The organism is Streptomyces sp. NPDC002138 (genome assembly GCF_040296485.1).
In the GTDB taxonomy this organism is placed as follows: Bacteria; Actinomycetota; Actinomycetes; order Streptomycetales; family Streptomycetaceae; genus Streptomyces.
In genome coordinates this window covers 108,714-124,591 of the sequence record NZ_JBEOXE010000018.1, presented here as the reverse complement: position 1 = coordinate 124,591, position 15,878 = coordinate 108,714, and the positions used below count along the sequence as shown (strand labels likewise).

The following is a 15,878-nucleotide window of genomic DNA, read 5'->3' as shown; positions in this document are numbered from 1 at the left end:
ATGATGAACTCGTCCATGCCGGCGAGCTTGTGGGCGTTGAGCGCCACGACGTACACGGGCCGTGAGCCCGCGGTCGCCGACGGCGCGCGCGGCCGCCTCGTCGGCGCTGCGCTCCAGGGCGTAGGCCAGCGGTTCGCGCAGGGCGCGCAGCGCCGGGTGACACAGGGCCGCCAGGTCGACCACGGCGGCGAACAGGTGGTGCCGGTCCCTGAGGTGGGCCCGTTCGTGGGCGAACAGGGCCTCGCGCTCGGCGGCCGACAGCGCGTGCAGCATGCCGGTGGTCACGACGATCCGGCCCGGGCGGCCCGGCAGTGCGTAGGCGTCCGGGCACGGCTCGGCCAGGACGACCAGCTCGCCGTCGGCGCGCGCCGCGAGCCGTCCGGCCCGGCGCAGCTGGCACCGGCGCCGGTTCGCGGCCCGCGCCAGCAGCGCCACGGACCAGCCGAGCAGCGCCGCGGCCGCGATCGCGACCGCGACCACCGCGTCGGGGGAACCGGTCCGCAGCGGGGTGAGCAGCCGTCCCAGGGCAGCGACGACGCGCAGGTGTGTGGCGCCGGGTACGACGAGGAGGGCGAGGGCGGCCGTACTGCCGAGGGCCAGACCGGCCGCGGCGACGGCCAGCAGCCAGACCGCCTGCCGCGGGGGCAGGCAGCCCGCCAGCCGCCGGCCCACGGGTCCGGCGAGGAAGGGGACGAGCAGCGGCAGCCAGACCGCGTACATCATGCGCCGCCTCCGTCGAGCAGGGACCGCAGCAGCCGCTCGTCGTCGTCGCTCAGCTGGGAGACGAAACGGGTCAGCACGGCGCCCCGGTCCTCGGTCTTGCGCAGCTCCGAGTGCATCCGGCGGGCCGAGAGCCCGGAGGCGTCCTCGGTCGGGAGGTAGGCGAAGCCGCGACCGGCACGGGTGCGCGAGACGGTGCCCTTCTCGTGGAGGCGGGACAGGATCGTGGTCACGGTCGTCCGCGCGTGCGAGGTGCCCAGCGCCTCCTGGACCTGGCCCGGGGTCAGCGGAGTACCGGCCGCCCACAGGGCCGCCAGCACCGAGGCCTCCAGCTCACCGGCCGGCAGCCGTTCCTGGTTGGCCTCCGACGGCCGTTCCGGGTTCGCCTCACCCATGGGGACGCTCCTCACGCTTCCTCCGTCTACGGCGATGTAGACCGTCTCCGTCAGTGTAGTGCCGCCGGGGTCCTTCTCCCGGGCCGGTCCGTTCAGATTATGGGAGCGGCCGCGCCCGGCCGCCCGCGCCCCCGCACCCTCGCCCCGCCCGGGCCCGCTCACCCGTTCCGTCCCGGCGCCGCGCGAACCGGCATTAGAGTGGAGGGCCGCGACCGCCGCACACCCTGCCGGTCCGAGCGGGATTCCGCGGGTCGAGGAGGATCGGTACACGTGCAGGTCGGGGGCGCATCGTGAGATTCCTGCACACCTCCGACTGGCATCTCGGCCGGGCCTTCCACCGGGTGAACCTGCTCGGCGCCCAGGCCGCCTTCGTCGACCACCTGGTCGAGACGGTCCGGGAGCGCGAGGTCGACGCCGTGCTCGTCGCGGGCGACATCTACGACCGCGCGGTGCCCCCGCTGCCCGCCGTCGAGCTCTACGACCGGGTCCTGCACCGCCTCGCCGACCTCGGCGTACCCACCGTGATGATCTCCGGCAACCACGACTCCGCCCGCCGCCTCGGCGTCGGGGCCGGGCTGATCGGCCGGGCCGGGATCCACCTGCGGACCGACCCGGCGGGCTGCGCCGACCCCGTGGTGCTGAGCGACGTACACGGCGAGGTCGCGCTCTACGGGCTGCCGTACCTCGAACCGGCCCTGGTCAAGGACGCGCTCGACGCACCGAAGGTGAGCCACGAGGCGGTCCTCGGCGCCGCCATGGACCGGATCCGCGCAGACCTCGCCACCCGGGAGCCCGGCACCCGCTCCGTCGTCCTCGCGCACGCCTTCGTCACCGGCGGCCAGGCCAGCGACAGCGAACGCGACATCGCCGTCGGCGGGGTCGAGTCGGTGCCCGCCTCGGTCTTCGCCGGGATCGACTACACCGCCCTCGGGCACCTGCACGGCAGCCAGACGATCAACGAACGGGTCCGCTACTCCGGTTCCCCGCTCGCCTACTCCTTCTCCGAGGTCCACCACCGCAAGACGATGTGGCTGATCGAACTGGGCGCCGCCGGCACGAGCCCGGTGGCCGAGCGGATCGACACCCCCGTCCCGCGCCCGCTCGCCCGCATCCGCGGCCCCATCGAGGAGCTGCTGGAGGACCCCGCGCTCGCCGGGCACGAAGAGGCGTGGGTGGAGGCCACCCTCACCGACCCGGTCCGGCCCGAGGACCCCATGGCGCGCCTCACCGCCCGCTTCCCGCACACCCTCAGCCTCGCCTTCGACCCCCAGGGCCGCGAGGAGGAGGACGGCGCCTCCTACGCCCAGCGCCTCAAGGGCCGCAGCGACCAGGAGATCGCCGAGGACTTCGTCACGCACGTCCGGGGCGGGGGCGCGGCCGACGAGGGCGAACGGGCCGTGCTGCGGGCCGCCTTCGACGGGGTGCGCGTCGAGGCCGCGCGGCTCGACGGCGGACGCGCGGAGGGGGGCCGGTGAGGCTGCACCGGCTCAAGGTCAGCGCCTTCGGCCCCTTCGCCGAACCCCAGGAGATCGACTTCGACGCGCTCTCCGGCGCCGGGATCTTCCTGCTCCACGGCCCCACGGGGGCCGGGAAGACCTCCGTCCTCGACGCGGTCTGCTACGCCCTGTACGGATCGGTCCCCGGCCCCCGGCAGGCCCCCGGCACCAGCCTGCGCAGCGACCACGCCGCCCCCGAGGAGGCCACCGAGGTCACCCTCGAACTCACCGCGGGCGGCCGCCGCCTGGAGATCACCCGGCGGCCGGAGCAGCCCCGCCCCAAGAAGCGCGGCACGGGGACCACCAAGGACAAGGCCCAGAGTTGGCTCCGCGAGCACCTCGGCGAGCCGGGCTGGCAGGGGCTCAGCCGCTCCCACCAGGAGATCGGCGAGGAGATCGAGCAGCTGCTCGGCATGAGCCGCGAACAGTTCTGCCAGGTGGTGCTGCTGCCGCAGGGGGAGTTCGCGCGGTTCCTGCGCGCCGACGCGGAGGCCCGCGGCCGACTGCTGGGCCGCCTCTTCGACACCCGCCGGTTCGCCGCCGTCGAAACCCTGCTCGCCGAACAGCGCCGGGCCGCCGAGGCCAAGGTCCGTGCGGGCGACGAGAAGGTGCTCGGCACGGCCCAGCGGCTCGCCCAGGCCGCCGGGGACAGCGCCGACCTGCGCGCCTGGCCCCTGCCCGGCCACCAGCCCGGCGACCCCGGCCTCGCCGAGGCGGTACGGGCCTGGGCGGCCGTGGCGCGCTGCTCGGCCCGGGAACGCCTGACCGTGCGCGCGTACGCCCTCACCGCCGTCGAACACCGCCACGCGGCGGCCCGCCGCGCGGCCGAGGAGGCCCGCGAGCTCGACCGGCTCCAGCGGCGCCACGCCGAAGCCGTCCACCGCGCCGCGGTCCTCGCCGAAGCCGCGCCCGAACGCGAGCGGGTCCGCGCACGCCTCGACCAAGCCCGTCGGGGCGCCCTGGTGGCCCCCGCCCTCGACCTGCGCGAAGGCGCCGCCGGTGCCCACCGGGCCGCCGTGCACGCCGTCGCCGACGCGCGGGGGCGGCTGCACGCCGACCTCGTCGAGGCCGGCGCGGAGCAGCTCGCCGCCCTCGAACAGCGACTGCGCGGGGAACTGGGCGCGCTCGGCGCCGCCCAGCGCGCGGAGCAGCGCAGCGCCGACATCTCCCGCGAACGCACCGCCCTGGACCGCGAGTCCCGCGCCGCCGAGGAACAGCAGCAGGAGTCCGCCGACTGGCTGGCCCGCTGGGAGCCCCTGCGGGCCGCGCTGCGCGAGCGCGTGGACACCGCACAGCAGGCCGCGACACAGGCCGAGCACCTCGCCGGGCGGCTGGAGCCCGCACGGCTGCACCTGGCCGCGGCCCGGCGCCGGGACGCGCTGGCCGCCGAAGCGGAGGCCGTCTCCGGCGAGCTGCTCTCCGTACGCGAGGAGTCCGCGGCGGCACGGGAGCGCTGGCTGGTGCTGAAGGAGACCCGGCTGCGCGGGATCGCCGCCGAACTCGCCGAGGCGCTCGTCGCGGGCCGGCCGTGCACGGTGTGCGGCTCGGCCGAGCACCCCGAACCGGCCCGCCCGGCCCCCGGCCATGTGGACCGCGCCGCCGAGGACGCCGCCCACGCCCGCTTCGAGCAGGCCGAGGAGCGGCGCGCGACGACCGAACGCAGGCTGGCCGCCGTACGGGAAGCACGCGCCGAGGCGGCGGCCGCGGCCGGGGACGCCACCACGGCCGAACTCCTCCACCGCACCCAGGAACTGACCGACCGCCACGCGGCCGCCCACTCCGCGGCGGCGGGGCTGCACGGAGCCCGCGAGCGGCTGGCCCACGCCGAACGCGAACACGCCACCCGCAGCGCCGACCGGCTCGACGCCGAGCGGCGCATCGCCGCCCGCTCCTCGCGCCGCGAAGCCCTGGACGAGGAACAGCAGGCGCTGGAGGAGGAGCTGGTCCGCGTACGGGCCGGCTCGTCCAGCGTCGGCGACCGCGCCCGGCTGCTGGAGACCCGGGTCCGGCTGGTGGCGGACGCCGCCGCGGCGCTGCACCGGGCCGAAGCCGCCGCCGAACGGTTGAAGGAGGCCGACGGACGGCTCGCCGACGCCGCCTTCCGCGCGGGCTTCGACACCACCGAGGCCGCCGCCGAGGCGGTGCTCCCCGAGTACGAACGCAGCGCCCTGCAACGCCGCCTGGACGCCTGGCAGGCCGAAGAGGCTCTGCTGGCCGACCGGTTCGCCGAGGCCGACGCGGCCCGGGCGGCCACCCTCCCGCCCGCCGACCCGCGCGCCGCCGAGGAACGGGCCGAGCGGGCCGCGGCCCACCTGCGCGCCGCCGGTTCGGCCGCCGACGCGGCGCGGCTGCGCTGCGCCGAGCTGGACCGGCTGTCCCGGCAAGCCGACAACGAGCTGCGCGCGCTCGGTCCGCTGCGCGAGAGCTACGACCGGGTGGCCGCGCTGGCCGGTCTCACCGCGGGCACCTCTGCCGAGAACGAGCGCAAGATGCGCCTCGAGGCCTACGTGCTGGCCGCCCGGCTGGAGCAGGTCGCGGCGGCCGCGACCGTACGGCTGCTGCGCATGTCCGGCGGCCGGTACACGTTGGTCCACTCGGACGCCCGGGCGAGCGGACGCGGCCGCTCCGGGCTCGGCCTGCACGTGGTGGACGCCTGGACCGGCAGCGAACGGGACACCGCCACCCTGTCGGGCGGCGAGACCTTCTTCGCCTCGCTCGCCCTCGCCCTCGGTCTCGCCGACGTGGTGACCGACGAGGCGGGCGGGATGCGTCTGGACACGCTCTTCATCGACGAGGGCTTCGGCAGCCTCGACGAACAGGCCCTGGACGAGGTGCTCGACGTACTCGACTCGCTGCGGGAGCGGGACCGCAGTGTCGGGATCGTCAGCCACGTCGCGGACCTGCGGACGCGGGTCCAGACCCAGTTGGAAATTGTCAAGCAGCGTGGTGGTTCCGTGGTGCGCCACCACACGGGCGACGCCTCCTAGGCAAGAGTGCCGAGGCGGCCGTCACGGCGGCGTTACGGAACGTAGCGTCCGTCACGGGCTGTAGTGGACGGCGTGGGTCGCCGCAGGCCGAGTGGGTCGCCGCGGGCCGAGCGCGCCGAGCGGGGCGAGCGGGGCGCTATGGACTGAGCGGGCGCCGGGACAGCGGCGAGGAGTAGATGACGCTGGTCGTCACCGAGCCGAGCCCGGCGATCTTGCCCGTGATCTCCTCGAGGTGCGACATGGAGCGCGCCACAGCCTTGAGGACGAAGCAGTCGTCCCCCGTGACGTGATGGGCCTCCAGGATCTCCGGAGTGGTGTGCAGGAGGTCGTGGAACGGCTTGTAGTTCCCGTGCGGATAGCGCAGCCGGACCAGCGCCATGATGGTCTTCCCGAGCTTCTGCGGATCGACCGTGGCCGTATAGCCGGTGATCACGCCGGCTTCCTCCAGCCGTCGCACCCGCTCGGTGACGGCGCTCGCGGACATCGAGACCGCGCGGGCCAGCTCGGCGAAGGTGGCGCGGCCGTCGGCCTGGAGGGCTTCCAGGATGCGCCAGTCGGTGGCGTCGGGGGAATAGTCGGTCATGTGCCAGATCTAGCAGGTGAAATCCCGGTGGATCAAGGGAACGGCAGTGGAATTCCACTTCCAAAGATGATCAGCCGATCATAGATTTTCAGCCATGACGACGACACCGCAGCCCACCGCCACCACCAACTCCGTCCTTCGGGTGCCCCCGGCCACCCCCGCCGCGGCCGCCGCCTACTTCGCCGCGAGCCTCGCCTTCCACGCGGACGTCTCCGACGTCGCCGGAGCCCTCGAGGCCCACCGCGAGCACGGTGCCGAACTCGGCTTCCAGATCGTCGACTCGCGCTCCACGCCGTCCTGGGACCAGGCGCACGTACCCGGCGCCGTCCACCTGCCCACCGCCCTGGTCCCCGAACAGGCCGAGCGGCTGCTGGACAAGGACGTCCCCGTGGTCACCTACTGCTGGGGCCCGGGGTGCAACGGCGCCACCCGCTCCGCCCTCGCCCTCGCCCAGCTGGGCTTCCAGGTCAAGGAGATGCTCGGGGGCATCGAGTACTGGATCCGCGAGGGCTTCGAGGTGGAGACCTGGCAGGGCCGCGAACAGCGCGCCGAGGCCGACCCGCTGACCGCCCCGACCGACTCCGACGACTGCGGCTGCTGACACCGCTGACACCGCTGACACCGCTGACACCGCTGAAGACGACGGGCCGTTCGCCTCACGAAGGAGGCGAACGGCCCGCCGTCGTCTTGCGAGGATCAGAGCTTGGACAGCTCGTCCACCAGGTCGTCCAGCCCCAGCGACCCCTGCGAAAGGGCCGCCATGTGCCAGGCCTTCAGGTCGAAGGACTCGCCGTGCGCGGCGCGGGCGTTGTCCCGGCCCAGCAGCCACGCGCGCTCGCCCAGCTTGTAGCCGATCGCCTGACCCGGCATCGAGACGTAGCGGGTCAGCTCGCTCTCGATGAAGTCCGCGGGGCGGCCGCTGTGCAGGCCGAAGAACTCCTGCGCCAGGTCCACCGTCCACCTCTCGCCCGGGTGGAACGGCGAATCCGCCGGAATCTCCAGCCCCAGGTGCATGCCGATGTCGACGATCACCCGCGCGGCGCGCATCATCTGGCAGTCCAGGTAGCCCAGCCGCTGCTCGGCGTCCGTGAGGTAGCCCAGCTCGTCCATCAGGCGCTCCGCGTACAGCGCCCAGCCCTCGGCGTTGGCGCTGACGATGCCCACGGTGGCCTGGTAGCGGGAGAGCTGGTCCGCCACGTGCGTCCACTGCGCGAGCTGGAGGTGGTGCCCGGGGACGCCCTCGTGGTACCAGGTGGAGACCAGGTCGTAGACCGGGAAGCGGGTCTGGCCCATGGTCGGCAGCCAGGTGCGGCCCGGCCGCGAGAAGTCCTCCGAGGGGGAGGTGTAGTACGGGGCCGCCGCGCCGCCCGCCGGGGCGATCCGGGACTCCACCTTGCGCACGCGCTCGGCGAGTTCGAAGTGGGTGCCGTCGAGGTTCTGGATCGCCTCGTCCATGATGCCCTGCAGCCAGGCCTGGACCTCGTCGACGCCCTCGATGTGGGTGCCGTGCTCGTCGAGGTGGCGCAGCGCCTCCCAGGGACCGGCGCCGGGCAGGATCTTGGCCGCCTCGGTCTTCATCTCGGCCAGCAGCCGGTGGTACTCGGACCAGCCGTAGGCGTACGCCTCGTCCAGGTCCAGGTCGGTGCCGTTGAAGTAGCGCGACCAGCGGGCGTAGCGCTCGCGGCCCACCGGGTCCGGTGCGCCCTTGACCGCCGGCGCGTACACGTCGCGCATCCAGTCGCGCAGCGAGACGACGGCGGCGTTGGCCTGCTCGACGGCGGCGTCGAGTTCGGCCCGCAGGCCCTCGGGGCCGGCCGCGGCGAAGTCGGCGAAGAAGCCGGGGCCGTCGCCGTCCTCGCCGGCCCAGGTGCCGAGCTGGCCGATGAAGGTGGCCGTGGGGCGCGGGCTGCCGAGCAGGCCGCGGTCCAGCCCGAGCTGGAGGCACTCGCGGTAGCCGGCGAAGGCGGCGGGAACTCCGCGCAGCCGCTGGGCGATCGCGGCCCAGTCCTCGTCGGTGTCGGCGGGGGTCAGCGTGAAGACCTCGCGGACGCTGTGCACCGGGGAGTGGATGTTGCTGACCGCGCGCAGGTCCTCGTCGGCGTCGTGCACGGCGAGTTCGGCGGTCAGACGCTCGCGCAGCAGGCGCGCGCAGCGGCGCTCGGCGTCGCTATCGCCACCGGGGAGCCGCTCCGCGGCGTCCAGCTTGGCGAGGGTGGTGCGGGCGAGCGCGGCGGAGGCCTCGCGTCCGGCCGGGGAGAAGTCCGGGAGTTCGGCTGAACTCGCGGCGACACCGAGGTAGGTGCCGGTGATCGGGTCGAGTGCGATGAGGTCGTCGACGTACGCGTCCGCGACCTGGCGGGGCAGCTGGGTGGCGCTGTGGAGGGTGTCTGACATTCGGACATCTTCATACGGGAGACCCGCCCGCGTCACTAGCGTTCGCTGTCAGCAGCCTGACGTGGGCGGAAGCAGTGGACCGCAGTCCCACTCCTGGAAGATCAACCGCGTCTCCACACGGGCGATTTCGCGCCGCGAGGTGAACTCGTCCAGGACGAGGCGCTGGAGCTCCGCCGGATCGGCCACGGCGACGTGCACGAGGTAGTCGTCGGGTCCGGTGAGGTGGAAGACGGACCGGGAGGCGGGCAGCGCGCGCACCCGCTCCACGAACGGGCCGATCAGCTCCCGGCGGTGCGGGCGCACCTGGATCAGCAGCAGCGCCTCCAGCCCGCGACCCAGGCGCGCCGGGTCGAGGCGCAGCCGGTGGCCGAGGATGATCCCCGAGCGGCGCAGCCGGGCGACCCGGTCCAGGCAGGTGGACGGCGCCACGCCGACTTCGGCGGCGAGGTCGCGGTACGTGGTCCGGGCGTCGTTCTGCAGTAGGCGCAATATGTGCAGATCGACCGGATCCAAAGCGACGGATTCGGACATTGGCCGAACGTAGCACGGCATTTTCCCGCCATCACCGGTCCGATCATCACAGTTCGGGCCATGGAGATGAACGCCGAGACCGTACGACGGTCACTGGCCACTGAAGCGGTACACGCCGGACGCGAGGACCTCGCGCGGCTCGGACTGCACGCGCCTCCGCTCGACCTGTCGACGACCTACCCGTCGTACGACAGCCGAGCGGAGGCCGCCCGGATCGACGAGTTCGCCACCACGGGTGCCCGTCCCGAGGGCCCGCCGGTCTACTCCCGGCTGGACAACCCGACCACCGCCCGCTTCGAGAACGCCCTCGCCCGGCTGGAGGGCACGGAGAGCGCCGTGGCCTTCGCCAGCGGGATGGCCGCGCTGACGGCGACCCTGCTGGCCCGTGCGTCCATGGGGCTGCGGCACGTGGTCGCCGTACGGCCGCTCTACGGCTGCAGCGATCACCTGCTGGGCAGCGGGCTGCTCGGCACCGAGGTGACCTGGGTGGACCCGGAGCGGCTCGTGGAGGGGATCGCGGAGGCGATCCGTCCGGACACCGGCCTCGTGATGGTGGAGTCGCCGGCCAACCCGACCCTGGCCGAACTGGACCTGCGGGCCGCCGCCCGGGCCTGCGGCGAGGTGCCGCTGCTGGTCGACAACACCTTCGCCACCCCGGTGCTCCAGCGGCCCGTCGAGAGCGGCGCGCGGTTCGTGCTGCACAGCGCCACCAAGTACCTGGGCGGCCACGGCGACGTCCTGGGCGGGGTCGTGGCCTGCGACGAGGCCTTCGCCCGGACCCTGCGCCAGGTGCGCTTCGCGACCGGCGGGGTGCTGCACCCGCTCGCCGGATACCTGCTGCTGCGGGGCCTGTCCACGCTGCCGGTGCGGGTACGGGCGGCCTCCGCGACCGCCCGCGAACTGGTCCGGCGGCTCGCCGCCGACCCCCGGGTGGAGCGGGTGCACTACCCGAGCATCGGCGGAGCCATGGTCGCCTTCGAGACGGTCGGCGACCCGCACGCGGTGATCGGCGCGGTCCGGCTGATCACCCCGGCGGTCAGCCTGGGCAGCGTGGACACCCTCATCCAGCACCCGGCCTCCATCAGCCACCGCATCGTGGCCGAGGGAGACCGGCACGCCTCGGGGGTCGGGGACCGGCTGCTGCGCATGTCCGTCGGGCTGGAGGACGTGGACGACCTGTGGGCCGACCTGGACCAGGCGCTCGGCACGGCCGCGGACCGGGCGCCCGGCGAGCTCGTCAGCTCTGGTGGCGCGGGCTCTCGTACGAGCGCTGCTCGCCCTGCGGCCCGTACGACGGCCGGGAGCTGACCTTGGAGGCGTCCAGTCGGGCCGTGATCACCAGGGTGCCCTCCTCGATCTGGTAGTCGAGCGGGAGCCCGAGGCCGCGCATGGCCGCCACCATGCCGGTGTTCGAGGCCTGGGTGACGGCGTACACGCTGTCGCACCGGGCCTCGACGGCCATCGAGATCAGCCTGCCGAGCAGCTCGGAGCCGATGCCGCGGCGCTGCCAGTCGTCCTCGATGAGCAGCGCCACCTCGGTCTCGTCCCCGTCCCAGAGCAGGTGCCCGAGGGCGACCAGCTTGCCGGAGGTGGTGGTGGCCGCCAGGGTGCGGCCGAAGCGCGGGCTCAGCAGGTGGCCCAGGTAGCGGTCGGCGTCGGCGACCGGCCCGTGGTAGCGCAGGCCCAGCGTCCGCTCGGAGCAGCGGTCGTGCATCGCGCGGGCGGCCGGGAGGTCCGAACCGTCGGCGCGGCGCACGGTGATCTCGTTGCCCTCGGGCAGGGTCAGTACGTCCTGGCTGCGCGGGACGCGCGGGCCGAGCCGGGCGTCCAGCTCGACCAGCGCGCGGGCCCGGGCGAATTCGGTCGGGGTGAAGGGCAGGTAAGGGCGGTCGACGGTGATCGCACCGCCCGAGGGGTCGCGCAACCGCATCGTGGTGGACTCCAGCACGCCCTCGACGGGAGCGTGGGCGGCCGTGTTGGGACGGCCGGTGAGGGTGGTCGCCGGAATCGAGTGGATGGTGCAGCGGCCGAGCAGCCGGCGCAGCGCGAGCGGCAGCTCGGCCGCGTCCAGGGCGGTCCGGGTGGCCAGCTCCAGCACGCGGGTCGGGGTGTCGACCAGGTCGTGGGCGTCGGCGCGCTCGATCCAGGTGCTGTGGCCGCCGGCCAGGGCGGCGGCGCGGGTCAGCTCGGCGGACGGCAGTTCCTGCGGAGCGCGCAGCAGGAACTCGTCGACCGTGCCGCCCTCGGGGAGCGGGTGCGTCTGCAGGGTGAGGATGTCGACGTCGTGGTGGGCGAGCGCGGTGCACAGCGCGGCGAGGCTGCCGGGCTCGTCCCGCACGGTCGTCCGCATCCGCCACAGGGTGGTGGAGCCCGCCGCGGTGGGGTCGGCCGCGGCGTCCGTCGCGCTCGCGTCGGCGCTCGTCGTCGTGCTCGTACTCCTGCTCGTACTCGTACTCGTGCTCCTGCTCGTGCTTGTACGCGCCCGCGCGGACGCTGTCGCGGCGGCCCCCGCCAGGGCGCCGGCGGGGGACGGGGTGCTGGGGCCCGGCGGTGGGGCGTGGCTGTGACGGCGGGCCCACCAGGTGTGGAAACCGGCGGTGATCAGCAACGCGACCGCCGAGGCGACCAGCATGACGGGCCCGCTCGGACCGTGCGCCACGAGATTGGCCAACGCGTCGGCGACCGCCACGGCGCAGAACAGGGCGGCCAGCTCGACGAGGTCGTGGCGCCAGTGGTGGACGCGCTGGGGGCGGTGGGAACGGTGGGCGGTGGCGGGGCTGCGGTCAGTCATGCACACCACTGTGGCGCCGGGGTGTTGCGTGATCACGAACGGTTTGTGACCGACTGGTTAAGTGTCGATCCGATCGATTTCGCCCTGTTTTCCGGCCTGTTTTCCGTCCTGCTCGGTGGCCTGTCGCCGACACGGCTACTGACCCACCTGTCCCGGCCGGAGCGTCTTGGTGAAGAGGACGTCGCCGCCCTGGCGGCGCAGCCGTACGGTCAGCGCCCCGCTCGGGCCGTCGATCTCCACCTCGCCGTAGTACGGCGGGTTCTCGGCCGGGGACATGTTGGCCACCGGCGCCGACTGCACGAAGGCGGTCTCGGGGCCGAAGGTCGCGTCGAGCCTGCCGTGCGGGAAGCCACCGGCGCCGACGGGTCCGGACACGAACTCCCAGAACGGTGCGAAGTCCTGGAAGGCCGCCCGCTCCGGGGCGTAGTGGTTGGCCGCCGTGTAGTGGACGTCCGCGGTGAGCCAGAGGGTGCCGGTGATGCGCTGGTGCTTGATGTGGCGCAGGAGTTCGGCGATCTGCAGTTCCCGGCCGAGCGGGGCGCCCGGGTCGCCCTGGGCGACCGCCTCGAAGTCGGCCGTACCGTCGGGGACGACGATGCCCAGCGGCATGTCGGCGGCGATCACCTTCCAGGTGGCGCGGGAACGGGACAGCTCCCGCTTGAGCCAGGCCAGCTGCTCGGCGCCCAGGATGCCGACGGGGTCGGTGCTCTGGCGGTCCGGGGAGTTGGCGTTGCGGTAGGTGCGCATGTCGAGGACGAAGACGTCGAGCAGCGGACCGTGGCGGACGACGCGGTGCACACGGCCCTCGGCGCGGGTGGCGGGGTCGATCGCCCGGCCCGGGAAGTACTCGCCGAAGGCACGGCGGGCGCGTTCGGCCAGTACGTCGACCTGCTTGACGGTGTAGCGCGGGTCCTCCAGCAGCTGGCCGGGATACCAGTTGTTGCGGACCTCGTGGTCGTCCCACTGTGCGACGACCGGGACCTGCGCGTTGAAGGCGGTGAGATTGCGATCGAGCAGGTTGTAGCGGAAGTTCCCGCGGAACTCGGCGAGGGTCTCGGCGACCTTCGCCTTCTCCTCGGTGGTCACGTTGCGCCAGACGCGGCCGTCGGGCAGCGTCACGCTCGGCTGGAGCGGTCCGTCCGCGTAGATGGTGTCCCCGCTGAAGAGGAAGAAGTCGGGGTCGCGCAGGCGCATCTCGTCGAAGACCCGGTAGCCGCCGAGGTCCGGATTGATGCCCCAGCCCTGGCCGGCGAGGTCGCCGGACCACAGGAAACGGACCCCGGAGCGGCGCGAGACGGGCGTGGTGCGGAAGCAGCCGTAAGCGGGCTCGCCCGTACGCCGGTAGTCGTCCGGGTCGGCCACCACCACGCGGTAGTGCACCTGTTCGCCCGGCGGGAGGCCGCGCAGGGGGGTGGTGCCGGTGAAGTCGGTGGCCGGCCCGAGCAGGGGGCCGGGGTGGCGGCGCACCCCGCGGCGGAACGATTCGGTGGGCGAGGTCTCCACGTACATCCGGGCGGGCCGGTCGGCGCGGGTCCAGATCAGCGCCGACCGCTCCGTGACCTCACCGGCCTGGGTGCCCCACGAGGTGCTCGGGCGGCCGGACCGGGCGAAGGCCGGTGCGGCCGGACCCAGCGGGAGGGCGAGTGCGGCGGAGGCGGCGAGTGAACCCGTGAGCAGGGTCCGGCGGGTGTGCGGCATCGGTGCGTCTCCAGGGTTCCGGTCGGTCTCGCACGGGCCGGACCAGTGTGCCGCCGGCACTCCGGCCCGGCCGCGTCGCGCACGCGAACCGTGGATGAACAGCCGTCAGCCGACGCTGACCGCGGGGAGTTCGGCGGTGCCGGCCGCCCGGAGTCCGGCGCGGGTCGTGTCGAGGATGACCCGGGAGACGAGGGCCGGGTCGTCGTTCATCGGGACGTGGCCGCAGCCCGGCAGCCGCACCAGCCGCGCGCCGGGGATGGTGTGCTTGGCGCGGACGCCCTGGCGGCGCAGCAGCAGCCGGTCGCGCTCGCCCCAGGCGATGGTGACGGGCACCCCGGGCACGTCGGCGGTGAACCGTACGGAGCCCCCCGCGGCCAGGGTCGGCTCGAAACCGGTGGCCTCGCGCAGCGCGACGGTCTCGGCGACCACCGCGTCGGGGGACCGGCGTGCGGGGCGGGCGTAGATGGTGCCGGTGAGGGCGGCCCGGCCCGCGGCGCTGCGGGAGAGCCGCGCCACGGCCGGAAGCGGCAGGGCGTGGGCCCCGGCCCGCATCGCGCGCAGCGCCCCGAAGGCATAGCGCCGCTCGGTCTCGCTCCAGAACCCGGCGGGGGAGAGGGCGGTCACGGAGCGGACCAGGCCGACGCGGCCCATCTCGAGCGCGAGCAGTCCGCCCAGGGAGTTGCCCGCCACGTGAGGCCGATCGACCCCGAGGGCGGCGCAGAGGGCGCCCAGGGCGGGGGCGACGGTGGCGAGGTCGTACGGCACCCCTCCCGGCAGCGGCGCCGAGGCACCGAAACCGGGCAGGTCGACGGCGATGACGTCGTGATCGGCGGCCAGGATGTCGGTGACCGGGCGCCAGGCCTGGAAGTGATGGCCGATGCCGTGGAGCAGCAGGAGCGGCTCGCCCGCGCCCTTGCGCTCGTAGGTCACGGTCGTGGAACGGGTGCCGAGCGGGGACTCGATGTCGAAGGAGACGGAGGCGGGGGCGCTCGCGGGAGAGGCGTCGGCGATGGCGAGGGAGGCGGTGCTGGTCATGCTGCTCCTCGGGTGCGGTGCGGCGGTGGACGCTGTGAGACTCGCTGTCAGTAATGATTACCGCCCGGTAGCACCCCACTACAAGCCTCGGGGGCCGTCGAGAACATCCTGTGAACGGCTTGATACGAATACCCGTTATGCCCGGCAAAGGGATGAGCATTGGTCTTGACCAAGTACATGCGCCGTCCTATCGTCGCAGGGATAGTGCAAGGACCTTTAATAAACAAAGGCGCGGAACTGCCGCTGGAACACGGCGATTGCAGCGATGGCAGGAGGAGTCAGGGTGGGGACCACGCAGCTCGAAACGGTGCCGGAGCCGAAGTACTGGCACCTGAAGACCGTGCTCAGCGAGGCGCTCGACCAGGACTTCGCCGTGGGCGAGGTGCTGCCCAACGAGCGTGACCTGGCGGCCCGTTTCGGCGTCGCCCGCGCGACCCTGCGCCAGGCGCTCGAGCAGCTGGAACTCGAAGGCAGGCTCCAGCGCCGACGCGGCGTCGGCACCACCGTGGCCCCGCCGCGGGTGGGCGTCGCCGTCGGCAGCGCACAGCACGCCTGGCCCGGCGAGGCCGTCGACGGGTGGCAGCTCGTGGACGCCGCCGAGACCCTGCCCGGCGCCGCCGTCGCCAAGATCCTCGGTACCGCGTCCGCCGTGCCCTTCGGTACGGACCGCACCGTGCACACGGTGCGCCGGACCCGGGTCACCCAGGGCCAGGTCGTCGCCGCCGAGCTGCTGTACGTCCCCGGCTCCTCGGTGCCGGGCCTGTCCGGCATAGACGCCCCGGCCGGGCCCGCCCGCGCCCGCGCCGTGCTGCGGGAGTTGCAGCGCCTGGAGCTCGAGGGCCAGGACCGGTCCGTGGAACTCGGCTCGGCCCGCGCCGACGACGCCAAGGAGCTCGACCGGCTGCCCGGAGCCCCGGTGCTGGTGGTCACCACCCGCTTCTTCACGGCCGAGGGCACCGCGGCGGTCTCGGTCGCGACCTACCGCGCGGACACCTGCCGCCTGACCTTCGGGGACTCGGGCGACGTCCGGATCAGCCACCACCCGGAGACCCTCGTCGCCTCCTGACGCTGACCGCGCGTCCCGGCGGCTCCCTGACCCGTGCACCATCCCGAGGCGGCCCCTTCCGGGGGCCGCCTCGCGGCACGCCCGGGCGGCGGGAGGCGCTCCGGTGCGGTCAGCGGACCGGGTGGTCGACGGACCGGGTGGTCGACGGCGGCATCCACGCCCCGCAGGCCACCATGCGCCGC

The 15,878-nt window shown here is 74.1% G+C and carries 13 protein-coding genes; 5 read left to right on the top strand and 8 right to left on the bottom strand.

Features of this window, described 5'->3' with window-relative positions:
- A partial coding sequence (locus ABT084_RS14750; RefSeq protein ID WP_351042780.1) for a M56 family metallopeptidase occupies window positions 1-723 on the bottom strand: 723 nt, incomplete at its 3' end.
- Window positions 720-1,115, bottom strand: a complete 396-nt coding sequence (locus tag ABT084_RS14745; protein WP_351042778.1) for a BlaI/MecI/CopY family transcriptional regulator — start codon at window positions 1,113-1,115, stop codon at window positions 720-722. The genes ABT084_RS14745 and ABT084_RS14750, both read right to left, overlap by 4 nt.
- A 290-nt stretch (window positions 1,116-1,405) precedes the next feature.
- Here ABT084_RS14745 and ABT084_RS14740 point away from each other — a divergent pair, with 290 nt between their 5' ends.
- Both ABT084_RS14740 and ABT084_RS14735 read left to right on the top strand, forming a co-directional pair.
- Window positions 1,406-2,590, top strand: a complete 1,185-nt coding sequence (locus ABT084_RS14740; protein ID WP_351042775.1) for an exonuclease SbcCD subunit D — start codon at window positions 1,406-1,408, stop codon at window positions 2,588-2,590.
- Window positions 2,587-5,598: an AAA family ATPase gene (locus ABT084_RS14735; protein ID WP_351042772.1), complete on the top strand. Its 3,012-nt coding sequence runs from the start codon at window positions 2,587-2,589 to the stop codon at window positions 5,596-5,598. The genes ABT084_RS14740 and ABT084_RS14735 overlap by 4 nt, the downstream gene beginning before the upstream one ends.
- 136 nt (window positions 5,599-5,734) lie before the next feature.
- Here ABT084_RS14735 and ABT084_RS14730 read toward each other — a convergent pair whose 3' ends face one another.
- A complete protein-coding gene (locus tag ABT084_RS14730) occupies window positions 5,735-6,181 on the bottom strand; it encodes an Lrp/AsnC family transcriptional regulator (protein ID WP_351042769.1) in 447 nt (148 codons plus the stop codon).
- Between the two features lie 94 nt (window positions 6,182-6,275).
- Here ABT084_RS14730 and ABT084_RS14725 point away from each other — a divergent pair, with 94 nt between their 5' ends.
- The gene (locus ABT084_RS14725) at window positions 6,276-6,782 is read left to right on the top strand and encodes a rhodanese-like domain-containing protein (RefSeq protein WP_351042766.1); all 507 of its coding nucleotides are present in this window, start codon (window positions 6,276-6,278) and stop codon (window positions 6,780-6,782) included.
- Between the two features lie 95 nt (window positions 6,783-6,877).
- On the opposite strand, the gene ABT084_RS14720 is transcribed toward ABT084_RS14725, so the two are convergent.
- Window positions 6,878-8,575 carry a DUF885 domain-containing protein gene (locus ABT084_RS14720; RefSeq protein WP_351042763.1) on the bottom strand — a complete coding sequence of 566 codons (1,698 nt, stop codon included), beginning with the start codon at window positions 8,573-8,575 and terminating at the stop codon, window positions 6,878-6,880.
- A gap of 48 nt (window positions 8,576-8,623) precedes the next feature.
- Window positions 8,624-9,106 (bottom strand): Lrp/AsnC family transcriptional regulator, encoded by a 483-nt coding sequence (locus tag ABT084_RS14715; RefSeq protein WP_351042760.1) that lies wholly within the window; start codon window positions 9,104-9,106, stop codon window positions 8,624-8,626.
- A 60-nt stretch (window positions 9,107-9,166) separates the two neighbouring features.
- On the opposite strand from ABT084_RS14715, the gene ABT084_RS14710 reads away from it, so the two are divergent.
- On the top strand, window positions 9,167-10,414 hold the full coding sequence (locus ABT084_RS14710) for a trans-sulfuration enzyme family protein (RefSeq protein ID WP_351042757.1): 1,248 nt from the start codon (window positions 9,167-9,169) through the stop codon (window positions 10,412-10,414).
- On the opposite strand, the gene ABT084_RS14705 is transcribed toward ABT084_RS14710, so the two are convergent.
- The 3 genes from ABT084_RS14705 to ABT084_RS14695 form a co-directional block, all read right to left on the bottom strand.
- Complete coding sequence (locus ABT084_RS14705) at window positions 10,344-11,897, bottom strand: GNAT family N-acetyltransferase (RefSeq protein WP_351042754.1); 1,554 nt, start codon at window positions 11,895-11,897, stop codon at window positions 10,344-10,346. The two genes, ABT084_RS14710 and ABT084_RS14705, sit on opposite strands and share 71 nt — an antisense overlap.
- 135 nt (window positions 11,898-12,032) lie before the next feature.
- Entirely contained in the window at window positions 12,033-13,595 is a 1,563-nt protein-coding gene (locus ABT084_RS14700; protein ID WP_351042752.1) for an alkaline phosphatase D family protein, read from the bottom strand.
- Window positions 13,596-13,700: 105 nt separating this feature from the next.
- On the bottom strand, window positions 13,701-14,630 hold the full coding sequence (locus ABT084_RS14695) for an alpha/beta fold hydrolase (protein ID WP_351042750.1): 930 nt from the start codon (window positions 14,628-14,630) through the stop codon (window positions 13,701-13,703).
- A gap of 283 nt (window positions 14,631-14,913) precedes the next feature.
- On the opposite strand from ABT084_RS14695, the gene ABT084_RS14690 reads away from it, so the two are divergent.
- A complete protein-coding gene (locus tag ABT084_RS14690; protein ID WP_351042747.1) occupies window positions 14,914-15,696 on the top strand; it encodes a GntR family transcriptional regulator in 783 nt (260 codons plus the stop codon).
- The last annotated feature ends 182 nt before the right edge of the window (window positions 15,697-15,878 follow it).

Coding starts and splice junctions, on each gene's coding strand:
- ABT084_RS14745 (WP_351042778.1), bottom strand. CDS start 1,115: ATGGGTGAGGCGAACCCGGAACGGCCGTCGGAGGCCAACCAGGAACGG.
- ABT084_RS14730 (WP_351042769.1), bottom strand. CDS start 6,181: ATGACCGACTATTCCCCCGACGCCACCGACTGGCGCATCCTGGAAGCC.
- ABT084_RS14725 (WP_351042766.1), top strand. CDS start 6,276: ATGACGACGACACCGCAGCCCACCGCCACCACCAACTCCGTCCTTCGG.
- ABT084_RS14720 (WP_351042763.1), bottom strand. CDS start 8,575: ATGTCAGACACCCTCCACAGCGCCACCCAGCTGCCCCGCCAGGTCGCG.
- ABT084_RS14715 (WP_351042760.1), bottom strand. CDS start 9,106: ATGTCCGAATCCGTCGCTTTGGATCCGGTCGATCTGCACATATTGCGC.
- ABT084_RS14710 (WP_351042757.1), top strand. CDS start 9,167: ATGGAGATGAACGCCGAGACCGTACGACGGTCACTGGCCACTGAAGCG.
- ABT084_RS14705 (WP_351042754.1), bottom strand. CDS start 11,897: ATGACTGACCGCAGCCCCGCCACCGCCCACCGTTCCCACCGCCCCCAG.
- ABT084_RS14700 (WP_351042752.1), bottom strand. CDS start 13,595: ATGCCGCACACCCGCCGGACCCTGCTCACGGGTTCACTCGCCGCCTCC.
- ABT084_RS14695 (WP_351042750.1), bottom strand. CDS start 14,630: ATGACCAGCACCGCCTCCCTCGCCATCGCCGACGCCTCTCCCGCGAGC.